This window comes from Streptomyces sp. SP17BM10 (genome assembly GCF_036322405.1).
GTDB lineage: Bacteria > Actinomycetota > Actinomycetes > Streptomycetales > Streptomycetaceae > Kitasatospora.
In genome coordinates this window covers 29,596-46,482 of sequence record NZ_JAQYXB010000661.1, presented here as the reverse complement: position 1 = coordinate 46,482, position 16,887 = coordinate 29,596, and the positions used below count along the sequence as shown (strand labels likewise).

Sequence of the window (16,887 nt, the reverse complement as noted above, 5' to 3'; positions counted from 1 at the left end):
TTCGCGCCGCTGATCGAGATGCGCGGCGTCAACAAGCACTTCGGGGACCTGCACGTCCTGCAGGACATCGAGTTGACGGTCGGCCGCGGCGAGGTCGTCGTGGTGATCGGTCCCTCCGGTTCCGGCAAGTCCACGCTCTGCCGGGCCATCAACCGGCTGGAGCCCATCGAGGAGGGCACCATCCTGATCGACGGCGAGCCGCTGCCCGCCGAGGGCAAGGGGCTGGCCAGGCTGCGGGCCGAGGTCGGGATGGTGTTCCAGTCCTTCAACCTGTTCGCGCACAAGACGGTGCTGCAGAACGTCTCGCTCGCCCAGATCAAGGTGCGCGGGCGGTCCAGGGCGGAGGCGGACGCCAAGTCCCGGACACTGCTGGAGCGGGTCGGACTGGCGACGCAGGCCGACAAGTACCCCGCGCAGCTGTCCGGCGGCCAGCAGCAGCGCGTGGCGATCGCCCGTGCGCTGGCGATGGACCCCAAGGCGCTGCTGTTCGACGAGCCCACCTCGGCCCTCGACCCCGAGATGATCAACGAGGTGCTGGACGTCATGCGCCAGCTCGCCCACGAGGGCATGACGATGATCGTCGTCACGCACGAGATGGGCTTCGCCCGGGCCTCGGCGAACCGGGTGGTCTTCATGGCGGACGGCCGGATCGTCGAGGACCGCGCCCCCGAGGCGTTCTTCAGCGCTCCCGAGAGCGAGCGCGCCCAGGACTTCCTTTCCAAGATCCTGAAGCACTGAGGCGGCGCCGGTGATGAGGAAGGCCGTGAGGAAGAGGCGCAGGGCCGCCGCCGTGCTGGTGCTCGCCGTGCTGGCGGCGGCCTGCGGCAAGGCCGGCACCCCGCCGCCCAAAGGCCCGCAGCCCAGCGCCCTGCCCAGCTACCAGGTGCAGGACGCCGCCGCGATCACCGGCTCGTCCACCCTGGACGCGGCCCGCAGCCGCGGCCACCTGGTGGTCGGCGCCAAGGAGGACCAGCCGTACCTGGGGCAGAAGAACCCGGCCACCGGCGTCTACTCGGGCTTCGACATCGAGATCGCCAAGATGGTCGGGGCCTCGCTCGGGTTCGGGCCGGACAAGATCCAGTTCAAGACCATCGCCTCGGCCAACCGCGAGACGGCGCTGCAGAACGGCCAGGTGGACTACTACGTCGGCACCTACACCATCAACGACAACCGCAAGAAGCTGGTCGGCTTCGCCGGGCCGTACTTCGTGGCGGGGCAGTCGCTGCTGGTGCGCAAGAACGACAACAGCATCCACGGCCCGCAGGACCTGAACGGCAAGAAGGTGTGCTCGGCCGCGGGCTCGACCCCGTACCAGCGGATCAAGTCGCAGTACCCGAAGGCGAAGCTGATCGGCTACGACACCTACTCGGCCTGCGTGGACAACCTGATCACCGGCCAGGTCGACACCGTCACCACGGACAACGCGATCCTGCTGGGCTACGCGGCGAAGGTGCCGGACGAGCTCAAGGTCGTCGGACCGCTGTTCTCGACGGAGCCGTACGGGATCGGGACGCCGAAGAACGACACCGTGCTGCGGTACGCGCTGGACGACGCCCTGGCCCGGCACGAGCAGAACGGCGACTGGAAGAAGGCGTTCGACGTGACCCTCGGCCTGTCCGGGGAGCCCGCGCCGACCCCGCCGCAGATCGACCGGTACTGAGAGGCGCCTCGCCGTGAAAACACTGACCGACAACTGGTCGACCTACTGGCACGGGTTCCTCGGCACGCTCTCGCTGTTCGTGGTGAGCGCCGTGCTCTCGCTGGTGCTGGGCGTGCTGATCGCGAGCTTCCGGGTCTCACCGGTGAAGCCGCTGCGGATCTTCGGCACGGCGTGGGTGACGATCCTGCGCAACACGCCGCTGACCCTGCTCTTCTTCATCGTGGTGCTGGGCCTGCCCCGTTTCGACATCACGCTGCCCTTCTACACGTTCGCGGTGCTCGCCCTCGGCTGCTACACCTCGGCGTTCGTCTGCGAGGCGATGCGTTCGGGCGTCAACACCGTGCCGACCGGACAGGGCGAGGCGGCGCGCAGCCTGGGCATGACCTTCGGGCAGACGATGGGGCTGGTGGTGCTGCCGCAGGCGTACCGGTCGGTGGTCGCGCCGCTCGGCAGCGTGCTGATCGCGCTGGCGAAGAACACGGCGATCGCCGGCTCGTTCAGCGTCACCGAGTTGCTGGGCACCTACCGGACCATCAACGAGCTGGGCTACAGCATCGTCTGGACGTTCGTCTGGATCGCCGTCGGCTACCTGATCATCACCCTGGCCATCAGCGCCGTGTTCAACCTCCTCGAACGACGACTGGCGGTGTCGCGATGACCGTTGAATCCTCGGCGCTGTACGACATTCCCGGCCCCAAGGCGCTGGCCCGGCACCGGATGTACGGCGCGATCGCGCTCGTGCTGATCGCGGGCCTGATCGGGTGGGTCGTCTACATGCTCTTCCACACGCACCAGTTCACGGCCGCGAAGTGGGAGCCGTTCGAGTACCGCGGCGTCCAGGAGCTGCTGCTGCGCGGGCTCGGCAACACGCTGCGGGCGTTCGGCTGGACGGTGCTGTTCGCGCTGCCCTTCGGGGCCCTGTTCGCGGCCGGGAGGCTGTCGGACCACCGGGTGGTGCGCTGGTTCTCCACGCTGGTGGTCGAGTTCTTCCGGGCCATGCCGCTGCTGGTGATGATCTTCTTCATCTTCGTCGCGCTGAAGGTGCAGCCACTGTGGGCGCTGGTCGCCGGGCTGGTGCTGTACAACGGCTCGGTGCTGGCCGAGGTGTTCCGCGCCGGCGTGCTCGCCGTGCCGAAGGGGCAGCGTGAGGCGGCCTACGCGCTCGGGCTGCGCAAGACCCAGGTGATGGCCTACGTGCTGGTGCCGCAGGCCAACCGGGCGATGCTGCCGGCGATCATCAGCCAGCTGGTGGTCGCGCTCAAGGACACCTCGCTCGGCTTCCTGATCACCTACGAGGAGTTCCTGCACGCGGGCAAGCTGATCGCGACCAACCTCGACTACGACCTCCCCTTCATCCCCGTGGTGATCGTGATCGCCCCGATCTACATCGGGATGTGCCTCCTGCTCTCCTGGCTCGCCCGGTGGGTCGAGCAGCGCAGCCGGCGCAGCCCGAGCGTGCGGGGCGGGGCGCCGGTGGCGAAGGCGGAGGTGGCGCTGGGACTGCCGCCGGCGGCGCAGCAGTGAGGCGGGTGAGGCGGGTGTGGCGGGTGTGGCGGGTGCGTTCCGCCGTGCCGACGTGGGGGCTGGTTCGCGACTGAACCATAGATGCGCTCGGGGTCAGGACCGCAATCTCAAATTTCCACTTATGATTGCGGAGGCTGGAGGCAGACGACCGGGCGGAGGGGCCATGGAGCCGGTGTTCGACTCGCGGCACATCAGGACGTTCCACGCGGTGGTCAGGGCCGGGTCCTACTCGGCGGCGGCCCGCGAACTCGGCTACACCCAGCCCGCCATCACCCAGCAGATGAAGGCGCTCGAACGCACCGTCGGCGTCCCCCTGTTCACCCGCGCCGGACGCGGACTGCGCCTCACTGAGGCCGGCGAGGCGCTCTCCCGGCACGCCGAGGTGATCCTCGGCAGCCTCTCCGCCGCCCAGCAGCAGCTCGCCGCGCTCGCCCGGCTGCGCACCGGGCGGGTGCGGGTCTGCGCGTTCCCGAGCGCCAACGCGACCCTCATACCGCAGGCGATGGCGCGGCTGCTCGACGAGCACCCGGGCGTGCGGGTCGAGCTCCTGGAGGCCGAGCCGCCGGACTCCGTCCAGCGGCTGCTGCGCGGGGAGTGCGACATCGCGCTGGCCTTCCGCTACCCCGGCGCCCCCGCCGACGTGCCGGAGGGGCTGGACGAGATCCCGCTGATGGAGGACCTGCTCACGGTACTGCTACCGGTCGGCCACCCGCTCGGGCGCCGGCACGCGGTGCGGCTCGCCGACCTCGACCGCGAGCGGTGGATCGCCGGGTGTCCGCGCTGCCGCGCCAACCTGCTGCACGTGTGCGCGGAGGAGGGCTTCGCGCCGGACATCGTCTTCTCGACGGACGACAACCTCGCGGTGCAGAGCCTCGTCGCGGCCGGCGTCGGGATCGCGCTGATGCCGGCGCTCGTGCTCTCCTTCATGTGTCACCGCAAGGTCACCGGGCGGGCCGTGGAGCCGCACCTGCGGCGGCACGTGAGCGCGTACGTGCTGCGCGAACACCGGCGGATCCCGGCCACCGCGCTGGTGCTCGACCACCTGCGGCAGGCGGCGGCGAGCCGGGTGGGGTGCTGAGCCTGGTCCCGGTGCGCCGCCGGGGCGGCGGCTGGCGGCAACGCGTGGCGACGGGTGGCGACGGGTGGCGACGGTGCCCGGGGCCGCAGGCGTGGGGGGTCCGATCGCCTGCGGACTTATAAGCGCGCGTTGGGATACTGCTTACGATCCCTCGTTGGACGTGATAGGTCCGGTTGGCCGAACCTGCTGGCATGACAGCCTCAGCCACGGTCGGCAGCGACCGTCTCACCGAGCGGATGAACGCCCTCATCGGCGAGATCCGCGCCGTCGTCGACCGCGGCCTGCCGCCGGAGCTCACGGCGTACCTGGTCGGCGAACGCCTCGCCCCCCACCTCTCGGCCGACCCCGAGGGCCCCGGCGCCCTGCTCACCCCCGCCCAGCGCGAGGCCGACCCCGCCCGCTACCGGCAGCACGTCGTGCACGCCGAGGAGGACGGCAGCTTCTCCGTCGTCGCCCTCGTCTGGCTGCCCGGCCAGCAGACCCCGATCCACGACCACGTCTCCTGGTGCGTCGCCGGGGTCCACGAGGGCCAGGAGAGCGAGATCCGCTACCGCCTCGTCTCCGACGGCCGCACCGCCCGGCTCGTCGAGACCGAGCACGTCGCCGGGCCGGCCGGCACCGTCGCCGCCTTCGCCCCGCCCGGCGACATCCACCTCGTGCGCAACGCGTGCAGCACCACCGCCATCTCCATCCACGTGTATGGCGCCGACGTCTCGCGCCTCGGCACCAGCATCCGGCGCGTCTACCGGCTGCCCGCCGACGGGCAGCGGTGAACGCGTGGCGCTGACCCTCCGGGAGCGGACCACCCGCACCCGCTCCCTGCCCCCGCTCGGTGGCGACGCCCCCGGTCTGCTCCTCGCGGCCGCGGGCGTCGCCGCCGCGCTCGCCGTCCACGCGGCCGTGCCGGCCGTGCCCAAGCTCACCGCCGCCGTCGTGCTCGGCATGGCGGCGGCCCACCTACCCGGGCTGCGGCCGGTCGTGCGCGGCGTGGCCCGGCCCGGCCTGTCCACGGCCGGCAAGCGGCTCATGCGGCTCGGGATCGTGCTGCTCGGGCTCAAGCTCAGCCTCGGCGACGTGCTCGGCCTCGGCTGGGTCACCGTCCTCATGGTGCTCGCCGTGGTCGCGGCCACCTTCGGCGGCACGCTGTGGCTCGGACGCAGGCTCGGGCTGCCGGGGGACCAGCCACTGCTGGTCGCCACCGGCTACTCGATCTGCGGTGCCTCGGCGATCGGCGCGGTCAGCCAGGCCTCCGGCAGCGACGAGGAGGACGTCGCCGCCTCCGTCGCGCTCGTGACGCTGTGCGGCACGCTCGCCATCGCCGTGCTGCCGCTGCTCCAGCATCCGCTCGGGCTCGGCGAGGTGGAGTTCGGACGCTGGGTCGGCGCGAGCGTGCACGACGTCGGGCAGGTCGTCGCCACGGCGCAGACCGGCGGGCCCGGTGCGCTGCGCGAGGCCGTCCTGGTCAAGCTGATGCGGGTGGTGCTGCTGGCACCGCTGGTCGCCGCGGTCGCGGTCGCCGTGCGGCGCAGGCAGCGATGGGACAAAGAGAACATTGGCGGAGCAACTGCTAAAGAATCGGTCAAAAGCGGCAGCCGGCCGCCGATCGTCCCGCTGTTCGTCGCGGGCTTCCTCGCGATGATCGTCCTGCGGACCACCGGCGCGCTGCCCGAGCGGGCGCTCACCCTGGCCGGGGACGCCCAGGAGCTGCTGCTCGCCGCCGCGTTGTTCGGTCTCGGCAGCGCCGTCCACCTGCCGACCATGGTCCGCACCGGCGGGCGGATCGCCCTGCTCGGCCTCGGCTCCTGGGTGATGGTCGCGGGCGTCTCGTACGCCGGAGTGCTGCTCACGGCCTGAGGAAAACGGCTGCTGGCACGGCGGCGGGCTTGGGTATTGTCGGGCGGGTAGTGGTCCCGCGGGACCGTCCCGCACCCGAGTTCGCCGAGGAATGCGCATGCCGACCGCACTGCCCGAACGGAACGACCGCGACGCCGTGGTCACGCTCGACCGGCGCGAGGGGCCGTTCGGCGAGGTGGTGCTGCGCCGGCGCGGGCGGGACTTCGAGATCATCGCCAACGGCTGCTTCCTGATGGACACCGCCGACGGCCGCTCGGAGCGGCTGCTGATCCAGGCCGCGCTCGACGAGCTCGACCGCGCGGGTGCGGCCGCCGCGCGGCCGTCCGTGCTGATCGGAGGCCTCGGCGTCGGCTTCTCGCTCGCCTATGCGGTCGCCGAGCCGCGCTGGGGGCGGATCGCGATCGTCGAGCGCGAGACCGCGATCATCGACTGGCACCGGAGCGGGCCGCTCGGCGCCTTCTCCGGCGGCGCGCTGGAGGACGAGCGGGTCGAGGTGCTCCACACCGACCTGCTGGAGTACCTCGCCGCCGCCGACGGCGAGCGCTACGACGCGCTGTGCCTCGACATCGACAACGGGCCGGACTGGACCGTCACCGACGGCAACGCGCCGCTGTACGGGGCCGACGGGCTCGCCGTGCTGTGGCACCGGCTCCGGCCGGGCGGGGTGCTGGCGGTGTGGAGCGCGCAGCCGTCGGCGGCGTTCGACGACGCGCTGCGGGCGGCGGGGTTCTCGGACGTCGCCTCGCGCGAGGTCCCCGTCTCCCGGGGCGTGCCGGACGTCGTGCACCTGGCGCGGCGCGCGGACTGATCCGGCTCGGGCCGGCTGAGACCCGATCGTTCGGTTCGGCGCTGTGGGCTTTCCGTGCTGCGGGTTTTCGGTGCTATGGGCTTTCCGAGCTGTGGGCTTTCCGAGTTGGGGGCTTTCCGCGCTGTAGGGCTTTCTGTGCTGTGAGGCTGAGGAGTTGGGCATGGCGGAGGACGGGACGCCGTCGGGGCGGATCCTGGCGGAGCTTCGACGGCGGATCGCCTCGGGGGAGTTGGCGCCGGGGGAGCGAGTGCCGTCGACCAGGGCGATCACCCGGGAGTGGGGGGTCGCGATGGCGACGGCCACCAAGGTGCTGAGCCGGCTGCGGGAGGAAGGGCTGGTCCGGGCGGTGCCCGGAGTCGGGACGGTGGTGGCGGGGGCCGCTGTTGCCCCGTCGGTCCCGCTTGCGGCTCCGATCGCCTCTACCGAGCCTGCGGGGGCGGCAGTTGCTCGTCGGGCGCGGGCCGTGGAGCGGGGTGGGGACCGGGAGTTGTCCCGGGAGCGGATCGTCACCACGGCCGTGCGGATGGCGGACGAGGAGGGGATCGCGGCGCTGTCGATGCGGCGCATCGCGACCGACCTCGGTGTGGCGACGATGTCGCTCTACCGCCATGTGCCGGGCAAGGACGAGCTGTTGAGGCTCATGACGGACCGGGTCTTCGGCGAGGAGCCGTTGCCCGATCCGCTGCCGACGGGGTGGCGGGAGGCGCTGGAGACGGTCGCCCGGGTGCAGTGGCGGATCTACCGGCGGCACCCGTGGCTGGCGGGCACGATGTCGTTCACCCGGCCGGTGCTGGCGCCCGACGCGGCCGTGCACACCGAGCGCACGATGGCCGCGCTCGTCGGACTGGGGCTGGGCGCCGAGGAGATGGTCCAGGCGTCGGTCACGCTGGCCGCCTTCGTGTGCGGGCTGGCGGTGCACTTCGAGCGGGAGGCGCAGGCCGTCCAGGACAGCGGGATGTCCGCGGACGAGTGGATGGACCGCCAGGACGTCGAGGAGAGGGACCAGCTGATGGCGGACCCGGAGCGGTTCCCGATGTTCGACGCGCTGAACCGGGGACCGGAGATCGACATGAGCCTGGACGCGCTGTTCGCGTTCGGGGTGGCGCGCATGCTCGACGGGATCGGCGCGGTGATCGCGCGGCGGTCGGGCGGGGGCTGACGGCGGACAGCTGACAACTAACAGATTTCAGCGAACGAAATCTGAAATCTGTTAGTTGTCAGTGGTCATCTGTTCGCCGTCGCCGTCGCCGCAGCCGTCGCCGCATCCGCCGTCGTCGGCTCAGCCGAACGGGCGGGCCTCCGGCACCGGGGGCGTGGCCGGGGTGTCGGAGGCCGTGTCGGCCGGGGCATCGCCCGGGAGGGGCGGGAGGGTTTCGGGGGCGAAGGGGTTGAAGTCCGGCGGGGGCACCCGGACGGGCGTGCCCCGGAGGGCCGGGTCGCCGGACGGCTCGTCGTCCTCGCCGTCCTCGCCGTTCTTGTGGCCCTCGCCGTCGTTCTCGTCCGCCGCCGCGTACCCCGGGCCATCCGTCCGGGCCGGGATGCGCGGCGGGACCGACGGCGGCGGCGGGACGGGTGGACGCTGGGGCGCGAGCGTGGTGCCGAAGGGGTCGCTCGGCTCGTCGGCCACCACCGTGCCGAACGGGTCGGCGGCCACCGCGGGTGCGGCGGGCGCGGCTTCGGCCGGGGCATCGCCCGGCAGGGGCGGGAGGGTTTCGGGGGCGAAGGGGTTGAAGTCCGGCGGGGGCACCTGGACGGGCGTGCCCCGGAGGGCCGGGTCGCCCTGCTCCGGCTCGTCCTCGGACGGTTCCTCGGCGATGGCCGCGAACGGGTTGAAGTCCGGCAGGGCCGGCTCCTCCTCGGTCGCGGGCGCGTCCGCCGCCTCGACGAGCGCGGCGAACGGGTTGTGGTCCAGGGGTGCGGCCGTCTCCGGCTCGGCGGGCACGGACCCGGGCACGGACCCGGGGACGGGCGCGGGCACGCCCGGCGTGCCGTCCCACCCGAACTGGACGCTCTTCAGCAGTTCCGCGAACGCCTCCGTGTAGAGGTCCCAGTCCTCCGGCTGCGCCGTCGAGAGCTGGACGCAGAGCACCGAAACGCCGTCCGGCAGCGGGACGAAGGCCTCGACGACCGACGTGACCACCCAGCGCCGCTGCCCGTCGGAGGCCAGCGCCGCGGGCACCGGGACGGTCCGGCCCTCGACCAGGACGGCGGCCGGTCCGGCCGGCAGCAGGACCGTCCACACCTCGGCGTGCCGGCGGACGGTGGCGAGTTCGGTGGCGAGCGCCGTGATCGGCAGCGGGTGCCGGGCGAGCGAGACGACCAGGGTGGCCTCGGTGGTGCGGCCGTCCGCCTCCAGGGCGCAGACGCCCGCGTAGACGGCGCCCGCGGCGTGGACGACGTCGGCGAGGGCGGCCGTGATGACGGCGAAGTCGCGGCGCGGGCCGCCGTCGGTGGCGCTGAACAGTTCCTCGGCGACCTCGGCCAGGTGTCCGGTCAGTCCGTCGACCGCCGCGACGACGGCCCGGTCGTCGCCGCGGTCGAGCGTGCCGCCCGGCGGCGGCACCGAGCGGGACGAGACGCCCGCGGGCCCGTCGGGGGAGGTCAGGGAGTGGAAGCCGGGCGGGACGACCAGGCGGACCTCGGTGCCGGCGCCGGTGGCCAGTTCGACGGGCAGCCTGGTCTGCTGACCGCCCGCCAGCGCCGCCAGCGCGGGCGCGAACGGCGGGCGCAGCTTCGGGTCGGCGATCTCGCCGGTGACGGGCAGCTGGAAGAGCGCGGCGGGCGTGGTGCCGCTACCGGTGGCGCGGTCGACGGTGGTGCCGCGCACCGGACCGCCGCCGTAGCGGGCGAGGAGTGCGGTGACGGTCCGTTCCGCGACCGGCGCGCCGGTGCCGGGGCGGGCCGTTCCGGCGGTGACGACGGTGCCGAGCCGGTCGACGGCGGCGTGCACCGGTCCGTTGGGCGCCAGCGGCAGGCCGAACAGGGCCTCGGCGGCCGGGTGCGGGGCCGGCGAACCGCGCCGCGGGTCGAGCGAGGCCACCGGGTGACGGGAGGTGCGTCCGTCGAAGAGGGCGTCGGTGAGGGTGCCAAGGGTCGCACTGACCTGCTCCGCGGCGGCGAAGGGATTGGCCTCCGCGGTGGACCGGTCGTCGAACCGGCCGCCGAACTGGCTGTCGAACTGGCCGTCCTGGGTCAACTGTTGAGCCCCCCGCTCTGGTGCGTCTGCGGTCGGTGTCCGGGTGGTCCGGGCGCGCGCCCGGTGGCGCGCCGCCGGGGTCCGCGGCTGTTCCCGGCCGTGGTCATTCCTATCAGAGCCCACGTCGGGGCAGAACCGGCGGCCGCCTCCCGGACGGCCGGTCCGCCCGGGGCCGGCTACTCCGTGGCCTGCGCTGACGGCCCGTCGGCGCCTGGCGAAGCGGCCGGCGGACCGGGAGGCGGAGAGACCGGCGAAGCCGGCGGCGCAGTGACAGGCGCCGCGAGCGCGCCGAGGGCCTCGGCGATCCCGGGCACGGCGAGCAGCCCGGCGAGGTCGTGCACGAGGCGCCCGGTGGGCCCGTCCGGCCGTTCGTCGGTGAGGAAGGAGGCGAGCTCGGCGCCGAGGGCCGGTTCCCGGGCGGCGGTGAGGACGAGCGCGGCGACGAACTCCTGCACCAGGTGCAGTTGCAGCTCCTCCAGCGGCACCGACCGCTCGGCCAGCCACTCGAGCGAGGTGATCTCGGCGTTGGCGATCCAGGCGCGGACGGTCAGCCGCAGCCCGGGGCTCGGGTCGGCGATGGCGAGGTGGCTGAGGATCTGGTCGTGGGCGGCCCGCCGGACCTCGTCGATCACCGCCGAGGTGCCCGCGCTGGCGGCCACCGAGCCGCCGCGCAGCAACGCCGCGAAGCCCGGCCCGTGGCTCTGGACGAAGTCCAGGTAGCGCCCCATCACGCGGTACAGGCGCTCGGACAGCGGCCCCTCGGGCGGCTCCTCGAAGCGCCCGGCGAGCTCGCGTCCGGCCCGGCGCAGGGACTCCTCGTACAGCGCCTGCTTGCCGGGGAAGTAGTGGTAGACCAGCGGCCGGGAGGCGCCTGCGGCGGCGGCGATGTCGTCGATCGACACCTCCTCCGGCGGGCGCACGCTGAACAGCTCCAGCGCGACGGCGATCAGCTGTTCGCGCCGCTCGTCGACGCTCAGCCGGCGGCGCGGGCGCTCGCCCGCCGCGGAGGGTGCGGCGGCGGGCGCGGCGGGTGCTGGGGTCCGGTCCGGTCCGGCGGTCCGTCCGGTGCGGCGGGCGGCCGTCGGCGACGGCGTACGGGAGGCCATGCGCGCCACCTTATCCGGCGGGCGCAACGGGCCCTATGCGGCGTGGAAGTCCAGGTAGCGGCGGTAGGCCTCGCGGCCGTCCGGGACGAAGTCGTCGCGGGCGAGGCGCGCGTGGAGTTCGGCGGGGGTCAGCCAGTCGTGCCAGGCGACCTCGGATTCCTGGGGGGAGACCGGGCCGTCCCACTGGGCCTCGTACATGTCGCACCACCAGGAGAGGTGGTCCTGGCGGAAGAGGAACTTGAACAGCGGGCGCGGGGCGATGCCGCTCACGCCCAGTTCCTCCTCGGCCTCGCGGACGGCCGCCTCGCCGTAGGTCTCGCCGGCGCCGACGACGCCGCCGACGAACATGTCGTACGCGCCCGGGGCGAACAGCTTGGTGTCGGTGCGCCGGTGGACGAAGATCCGCCCGGCCGGGTCGCGGACCAGGACGAAGACGCACCGGTGGGTCAGGCCCAGCCGGTACACCTCGCCGCGCACGGCGGTCCCGATCACCCGGTCGTGCTCGTCGACGACGTCCAGCAGTTCCTCGGCGGGGTTCACCGCGGCAGGGTTGGTCATGACCGACAGGTTAGGGTTTCCGGGCCCGGCTCGAACGCGGGCACGAACGAATCCGGACACGTAACACGCCGGTGCGGTCGGAGCCGATCGCAACGGACGGGCTGAGGACGGCGCGTGATGGTGGAGATCTGGGGCGAGACTGCCGAGGGCTTCGAGCCGGTGCGGGAGGCCTTCGCGCGGAACTTCCGCGAGTACGGCGAGCTCGGCGCCGCCTTCGCGCTGTACGTGCGCGGCCGCAAGGTGGTCGACGTGTGGGGCGGCGACGCCCGGCCGGAGGTCGGCGGCCGGCCCGCGCCCGCCGTCGCCTGGACGGCGGACACCGCGCAGGTGCTGCGCTCGGTCACCAAGGGCCTGACCGCCACCACCGCCCTCCTGCTCGCCGAGCGGGGCGAGCTCGACCTGGACGCGCCGGTGGCCTCCTACTGGCCCGAGTTCGCGGCGGCCGGAAAGGGCGGGGTGCCGGTGAGCTGGCTGCTCTCGCACCGGGCCGGGGTGCCCGCGCTGGACGTGCCGCTGCGCCTGGAGGACGTGCTGACCTGGGAGCGGGCGGCCGCGGCCGTGGCCGCGCAGGAACCCGCCTGGGAGCCCGGCACCGCGCACGGCTACCACCCGTACACCTTCGGCTGGCTGGTCGGCGAGGTGGTGCGGCGGGCGAGCGGGCGAAGCGTAGGGCGGTACTTCGCCGAGGAGATCGCCCGTCCGCTCGGCCTGGACCTGTGGATCGGGCTGCCGGCCGGCGCGGCGCCGCGGGTCGGGAAGCTGGTCGACCTGCCCGCCCCCGAGGCGGCGAGGACCGGGCCGAGCGGGCTGCGGCTGCGGCCCAAGCAGTCCGTCCGGGACGCCTACCAGGACCCGTCCTCGCTGACCGCCCGCTCGTTCGCCTCGGTGCGTCCGGGGGTGGACCTCAACGACCCGGCGGTGCAGGCCGCCGAGATCCCCGGGGCGGGCGGGATCGGGACGGCCCGCTCGCTGGCCCGGTTCTACGCGGCGCTGGTGGGGGCGGCGGACCGGCACGACGGCTCGGGCGCCGCGCTCGCCCCGCTGCTCGGGCCGCGGGTGCTGGCCCGGGCGGTCGGGCCGGCGGTGAACGGCCCGGACCGGGTGCTGATCGTCAACTCCACGTTCGGGCTGGGCTTCTGGCGGCACGGCCCGACGGCCCCGATGGCCTCCCGGGCGAGCTTCGGGCACCCGGGCCGGGGCGGCTCGCTGGGCTTCGCCGACCCGGACCTCGGGCTCGGTTTCGGCTACGTCACCAACGGGATGCAGCCGGGCGTCACCGGGGACATCCGTTCGCGCAACCTCATCCGCGCCGTGCGCGGGTGCCTCGGGCTGGACGGGTAGCGGGCCGGGACCGTCCCGGCCCGCTGGACGGTGGCGCTCACGCCTGGCCGGTCTCGAATCGGCTGATCTTCCCGGCGTGGACGGTGAACCGCCAGGCGGTGCGCATCTGGCCCCAGGTGTCGTTGGTGAAGTCGGCGACGAGGGCGTGGCCGCCGGCGGACTCGGTCTGGACGTCCATGCGGCCGCGCGAGGAGAAGATCTCCCGCTCGGTCCAGTCGTCGAGGTCGCGGTCGGAGCCGTCGTCGGACATGGTGGCGTCCGGGGTGAGGACGGAGAGGAAGGCGTCGCGGTCGCCGGCGTTGACCGCCGTGACGAAGGCGCGCACGGTCGGGTCGGAGAGCTTGGCGGGGGAGATGGTCATGGGGACTCCCGGGGTGGAAGGGACGGGCCTCCTGTCTAGGCCGTCCGCCGGGCGTGTCCGGGCATGTCGGCGGCGCGTCGGAAAATTCGATGATTCATGTGCTTTGATCCGGAATCATCCTGGATCGGGCGGTTCGCCCTGAAACGCAGGGATGCGGTGCGGACGTCAGGCGTCCGCGCCGCGGGCCACGGGGAGTGGCGGCGAAGCGGGAGGCCGGTGACGGCCTCCCGCTCCCGTTCGGCCGCAGGGATCCAGCGGGAGGCAGCCAGCGGTAGGGATCCAGCGGTAGGGATCCAGCGGGAGGATTCCGGTCGGGAGGTTCCGGTTCAGAAGAAGCCGACCTCGTCGGGGGAGTAGCTGACCAGCAGGTTCTTGGTCTGCTGGTAGTGCTCCAGCAGCGCCTTGTGGGTCTCCCGGCCGATGCCGGAGTTCTTGTAGCCGCCGAAGGCCGCGTGGGCCGGGTAGGCGTGGTAGCAGTTCGTCCAGACGCGGCCGGCCTGGATGGCACGGCCGGCGCGGTGGGCGGTGTTGAGGTCCCGGGTCCAGACGCCCGCGCCGAGGCCGTACTGGGTGTCGTTGGCGAGCGCGACGCCCTCGGCGAAGTCGGCGAAGCGGGTGACGGAGACCACCGGGCCGAAGATCTCCTCCTGGAAGACCCGCATCCGGTTGTCGCCCTCGAAGACCGTCGGCGTCACGTAGTACCCCCCGGCCAGGGCGCCGCCGAGGTCGGCCTGCTCGCCGCCGGCGAGGACCTTCGCGCCTTCGGCGCGGCCGATGTCGAAGTAGGAGAGGATCTTCTTCAGCTGCTCGGCGCTGGCCTGCGCGCCGACCTGGGTCTCGGTGTCGAGGGGGTTGCCCTGGCGCATCGCGCGGACCCGCTCCAGGCCGTCGGCCAGCAGGCGCTCGTAGACCGAGGACTGGATCAGGGCCCGGCTCGGGCAGGTGCACACCTCGCCCTGGTTGAGGGCGAACATCGCGAAGCCCTCGACGGCCTTGCCGTAGAAGGCGTCGGTGGCGTCGGCGACGTCCTCGAAGAACACGTTGGGGCTCTTGCCGCCGAGCTCCAGCGAGACCGGGATCAGGTTGTCGCTGGCGGCGCGGGAGATGAGGCGGCCGGTGCTGGTCTCGCCGGTGAAGGCGATCTTGCGGATCCGGGGGCTGGCCGCGAGCGGGGCGCCGGCCTCCTCGCCGAAGCCCGTCACGATGTTGACGACGCCGGGCGGCAGCAGGTCGGCGGTCAGCTCGGCGAGCAGGAGGACGGAGGCCGGGGTCTGCTCGGCGGGCTTGAGGACGACGGCGTTGCCGGCCGCGATCGCCGGGGCGAGCTTCCATATCGCCATCAGGATCGGAAAGTTCCACGGGATGATCTGGCCGACCACGCCCAGCGGCTCGTGGAAGTGGTAGGCGACGGTGTCCTCGTCCAGCTGGGAGATGCCGCCCTCCTGGGCGCGCAGCGCGCCCGCGAAGTAGCGCAGGTGGTCGACGGCGAGCGGGAGGTCGGCGGCGAGGGTCTCGCGCACCGGCTTGCCGTTCTCCCAGCTCTCGGCGACGGCCAGCTGTTCCAGGTTCGCCTCCATCCGGTCGGCCAGGCGCAGGAGCACCTGGGCGCGCTCGGCGGCGCTGGTGCGTCCCCAGGCGGGCGCGGCGGCGTGGGCGGCGTCCAGGGCGGCCTCGATGTCCTCGGCGGTGCCGCGGGCGACCTCGGTGAAGACCTCCCCGGTGACCGGGGTCGGGTTCCCGAAGTACTCGCCGCGCACCGGTGGCACCCGGTCGCCGCCGATCCAGTGCTCGTAGCGCGGACGGTAGGCGACGATGCTGCCGGGGGTGCCGGGCGGCTGGTAGACCGTCATGCTCTGGTGTCTCCTCGCGACGTCGGGCGCTGCCCGCGCCCTGTGGCGGGGCGGCGCGCCGGACCGCCCGGTTCGGGAGCGGTCCGGCGGGAGGGATGTGAACGCGCGCTCGCGGCGGGCGCCCTTCGGGCGTCCGCCGCGGAGCACGATAGTCGCGACGGCGCGGTGCGGATACGTTCCGTACGGAACTCGTGTACGGAGGGTGCGCGTTCCGGCCGTTGTGGAGATCGCCGGGGCCCGGCCGCGCGCCGCGTGGTACCGGCGGGCGTCCGGGGTCGGACGCGGTGGCGTCCGGCGCAGTGGTGCCGGACGGGGCGGTGTCCCGGCGGGTGGCGCCGGGCGGCAGCGGTGTCAGACGGAGTGGTAGCGGCCCGTGCGGGACTCCCAGTGCTGGTAGCCGGCCAGCCAGGTGAGCAGCCCGTCGGCGTACCGCTGGGCGATGCTCGCCTCGACCCGGGACAGGCCCAGCTCCCGGTAGACCTCGGGGAGTTGGGCGTGCAGTTCGCCGCAGCGCTCCACCATGATCTGCGCCTCGTCGAGGACGACCGCGCAGGCCTCCTCGGCCGAGCAGCGGCGCTCGCGCTGGACGATCAGCACGAGGTTGTTGACGTCGCCGCGCGGGGCCTCCAGCGGGAAGGACCGCACGTCGTTGCTCAACGAGGGTATGTCGGCCGCCAGTTGGCGCAGCTGGCGGAGCACCGGGTGGTGCAGGACGGCGGGCGGCACCTCGAACTGGCCGAGCCGTTCGACCATGTCGAAGATGGTCTCCATGGCCGCGGTGCCGCGCCGGAGCGCGAGGTAGCCGGCCCGGTCCGGCGGGCGGGTGGAGATCCGTCCGGCGGCCTCGGCCGGGTGGCTGGCCAGGTACCACTCCCAGTTGTAGGCGGCGCGGGCCTGCCAGCGGGCGGGCATGCCGCGCGCGCTGCGGTTCCAGAGGTCCGCGAACGCGGTCTCGACGGGGGATCGCTGGTCGGCGCGCGCGCCGTGCAGGACCGCGATGAGCCGTTCGCAGATCGGGGCGACCTCGGTGGGCCGGCGGCCGAGCGGGCCGTCGAACTGGTCGTCGAAGAGGAAGTAGAAGCCCATCAGGTCGGCCGCGAGCGCGAGGTCGTCCGGCCCGGCGTCCGGGTAGCCCAGGGCGGCGAGTTCGACGATCTCCCAGTGGGCGTACCCGGTGCGATCGGCGTCGGGCAGCAACGGGTGGCGGTGGAGCCAGTCCCGGTGCAGCGCGGCGGCGTGCGGGATGTGGGAACTGCGGCGGTGCGGGAACGGGATCTGAAGTGAGCTGTCGTCAGACATCGGACTCCCGGTGCAGCGGAGGGTGGGGGCGCTAGCGGTTCGGATACGGTGTGTGGGGGGAGTTGGCGCAGCGAGGCTCGGGGGGTGACGGTGACAGGACAAGATCATCTTCGCCTCGCGGGCCGTAGGGTATCGGATGTAATGATCGGACGTTAGGGATATAGGGCAATTGCCCTTGGCAAGCCTTCCGAACCCTCACCGTCCGTCTCAGCCTGCGCGAATGCCGCACGGCACGCCCCCCACGGCGCTAAC

16 protein-coding genes are annotated in these 16,887 nt (G+C 73.3%); 10 read left to right on the top strand and 6 right to left on the bottom strand.

The annotated features are described in order from the left end of the window. The first annotated feature begins 18 nt into the window (after positions 1-18). The 9 genes from PUR71_RS30970 (at position 19) to PUR71_RS30930 (ending at position 8,083) form a co-directional block, all read left to right on the top strand. Positions 19-738 (top strand): amino acid ABC transporter ATP-binding protein, encoded by a 720-nt coding sequence (locus PUR71_RS30970; RefSeq protein ID WP_329930869.1) that lies wholly within the window; start codon positions 19-21, stop codon positions 736-738. 13 nt (positions 739-751) lie between these two features. After that, positions 752-1,660: a glutamate ABC transporter substrate-binding protein gene (locus PUR71_RS30965; RefSeq protein WP_329930479.1), complete on the top strand. Its 909-nt coding sequence runs from the start codon at positions 752-754 to the stop codon at positions 1,658-1,660. 13 nt (positions 1,661-1,673) lie between these two features. Continuing rightward, positions 1,674-2,318: an amino acid ABC transporter permease gene (locus tag PUR71_RS30960; RefSeq protein WP_329930478.1), complete on the top strand. Its 645-nt coding sequence runs from the start codon at positions 1,674-1,676 to the stop codon at positions 2,316-2,318. Continuing rightward, on the top strand, positions 2,315-3,184 hold the full coding sequence (locus PUR71_RS30955) for an amino acid ABC transporter permease (protein WP_329930477.1): 870 nt from the start codon (positions 2,315-2,317) through the stop codon (positions 3,182-3,184). The genes PUR71_RS30960 and PUR71_RS30955 overlap by 4 nt, the downstream gene beginning before the upstream one ends. Positions 3,185-3,356: 172 nt before the next feature. After that, positions 3,357-4,262 carry a LysR family transcriptional regulator gene (locus tag PUR71_RS30950; protein ID WP_329930868.1) on the top strand — a complete coding sequence of 302 codons (906 nt, stop codon included), beginning with the start codon at positions 3,357-3,359 and terminating at the stop codon, positions 4,260-4,262. Positions 4,263-4,453: 191 nt separating this feature from the next. Continuing rightward, entirely contained in the window at positions 4,454-5,035 is a 582-nt protein-coding gene (locus tag PUR71_RS30945; RefSeq protein WP_329930476.1) for a cysteine dioxygenase family protein, read from the top strand. 4 nt (positions 5,036-5,039) lie between these two features. Further along, positions 5,040-6,116: a YeiH family protein gene (locus tag PUR71_RS30940; protein ID WP_443077629.1), complete on the top strand. Its 1,077-nt coding sequence runs from the start codon at positions 5,040-5,042 to the stop codon at positions 6,114-6,116. A gap of 97 nt (positions 6,117-6,213) precedes the next feature. Continuing rightward, entirely contained in the window at positions 6,214-6,924 is a 711-nt protein-coding gene (locus PUR71_RS30935) for a spermidine synthase (RefSeq protein WP_329930475.1), read from the top strand. 160 nt (positions 6,925-7,084) lie between these two features. Then, a complete protein-coding gene (locus PUR71_RS30930; RefSeq protein WP_329930474.1) occupies positions 7,085-8,083 on the top strand; it encodes a TetR/AcrR family transcriptional regulator C-terminal domain-containing protein in 999 nt (332 codons plus the stop codon). Between the two features lie 120 nt (positions 8,084-8,203). Here PUR71_RS30930 and PUR71_RS30925 read toward each other — a convergent pair whose 3' ends face one another. The 3 genes from PUR71_RS30925 to PUR71_RS30915 form a co-directional block, all read right to left on the bottom strand. Beyond that, positions 8,204-10,120, bottom strand: a complete 1,917-nt coding sequence (locus tag PUR71_RS30925) for a hypothetical protein (RefSeq protein WP_329930473.1) — start codon at positions 10,118-10,120, stop codon at positions 8,204-8,206. A gap of 176 nt (positions 10,121-10,296) precedes the next feature. Then, on the bottom strand, positions 10,297-11,097 hold the full coding sequence (locus tag PUR71_RS30920; protein WP_329930866.1) for a TetR/AcrR family transcriptional regulator: 801 nt from the start codon (positions 11,095-11,097) through the stop codon (positions 10,297-10,299). Between the two features lie 162 nt (positions 11,098-11,259). Next, on the bottom strand, positions 11,260-11,784 hold the full coding sequence (locus tag PUR71_RS30915; RefSeq protein WP_329930472.1) for an NUDIX hydrolase: 525 nt from the start codon (positions 11,782-11,784) through the stop codon (positions 11,260-11,262). A 117-nt stretch (positions 11,785-11,901) separates the two neighbouring features. On the opposite strand from PUR71_RS30915, the gene PUR71_RS30910 reads away from it, so the two are divergent. Further along, positions 11,902-13,125 (top strand): serine hydrolase domain-containing protein, encoded by a 1,224-nt coding sequence (locus PUR71_RS30910; RefSeq protein ID WP_329930471.1) that lies wholly within the window; start codon positions 11,902-11,904, stop codon positions 13,123-13,125. A gap of 37 nt (positions 13,126-13,162) precedes the next feature. Here the strand turns inward: PUR71_RS30910 and PUR71_RS30905 are convergent, their stop codons facing one another. The 3 genes from PUR71_RS30905 to PUR71_RS30895 form a co-directional block, all read right to left on the bottom strand. Next, positions 13,163-13,486: a nuclear transport factor 2 family protein gene (locus PUR71_RS30905; RefSeq protein ID WP_329930470.1), complete on the bottom strand. Its 324-nt coding sequence runs from the start codon at positions 13,484-13,486 to the stop codon at positions 13,163-13,165. Between the two features lie 326 nt (positions 13,487-13,812). Beyond that, positions 13,813-15,336 (bottom strand): acetaldehyde dehydrogenase ExaC, encoded by a 1,524-nt coding sequence (gene exaC / locus PUR71_RS30900; RefSeq protein WP_329930469.1) that lies wholly within the window; start codon positions 15,334-15,336, stop codon positions 13,813-13,815. Positions 15,337-15,687: 351 nt separating this feature from the next. After that, positions 15,688-16,635 (bottom strand): terpene synthase family protein, encoded by a 948-nt coding sequence (locus PUR71_RS30895; RefSeq protein ID WP_329930468.1) that lies wholly within the window; start codon positions 16,633-16,635, stop codon positions 15,688-15,690. Positions 16,636-16,887 lie beyond the last annotated feature (252 nt).

Coding starts and splice junctions, on each gene's coding strand:
- PUR71_RS30970 (WP_329930869.1), top strand. CDS start 19: ATGCGCGGCGTCAACAAGCACTTCGGGGACCTGCACGTCCTGCAGGAC.
- PUR71_RS30965 (WP_329930479.1), top strand. CDS start 752: ATGAGGAAGGCCGTGAGGAAGAGGCGCAGGGCCGCCGCCGTGCTGGTG.
- PUR71_RS30955 (WP_329930477.1), top strand. CDS start 2,315: ATGACCGTTGAATCCTCGGCGCTGTACGACATTCCCGGCCCCAAGGCG.
- PUR71_RS30945 (WP_329930476.1), top strand. CDS start 4,454: ATGACAGCCTCAGCCACGGTCGGCAGCGACCGTCTCACCGAGCGGATG.
- PUR71_RS30935 (WP_329930475.1), top strand. CDS start 6,214: ATGCCGACCGCACTGCCCGAACGGAACGACCGCGACGCCGTGGTCACG.
- PUR71_RS30930 (WP_329930474.1), top strand. CDS start 7,085: ATGGCGGAGGACGGGACGCCGTCGGGGCGGATCCTGGCGGAGCTTCGA.
- PUR71_RS30915 (WP_329930472.1), bottom strand. CDS start 11,784: ATGACCAACCCTGCCGCGGTGAACCCCGCCGAGGAACTGCTGGACGTC.
- PUR71_RS30910 (WP_329930471.1), top strand. CDS start 11,902: ATGGTGGAGATCTGGGGCGAGACTGCCGAGGGCTTCGAGCCGGTGCGG.
- PUR71_RS30905 (WP_329930470.1), bottom strand. CDS start 13,486: ATGACCATCTCCCCCGCCAAGCTCTCCGACCCGACCGTGCGCGCCTTC.
- exaC (WP_329930469.1), bottom strand. CDS start 15,336: ATGACGGTCTACCAGCCGCCCGGCACCCCCGGCAGCATCGTCGCCTAC.
- PUR71_RS30895 (WP_329930468.1), bottom strand. CDS start 16,635: ATGTCTGACGACAGCTCACTTCAGATCCCGTTCCCGCACCGCCGCAGT.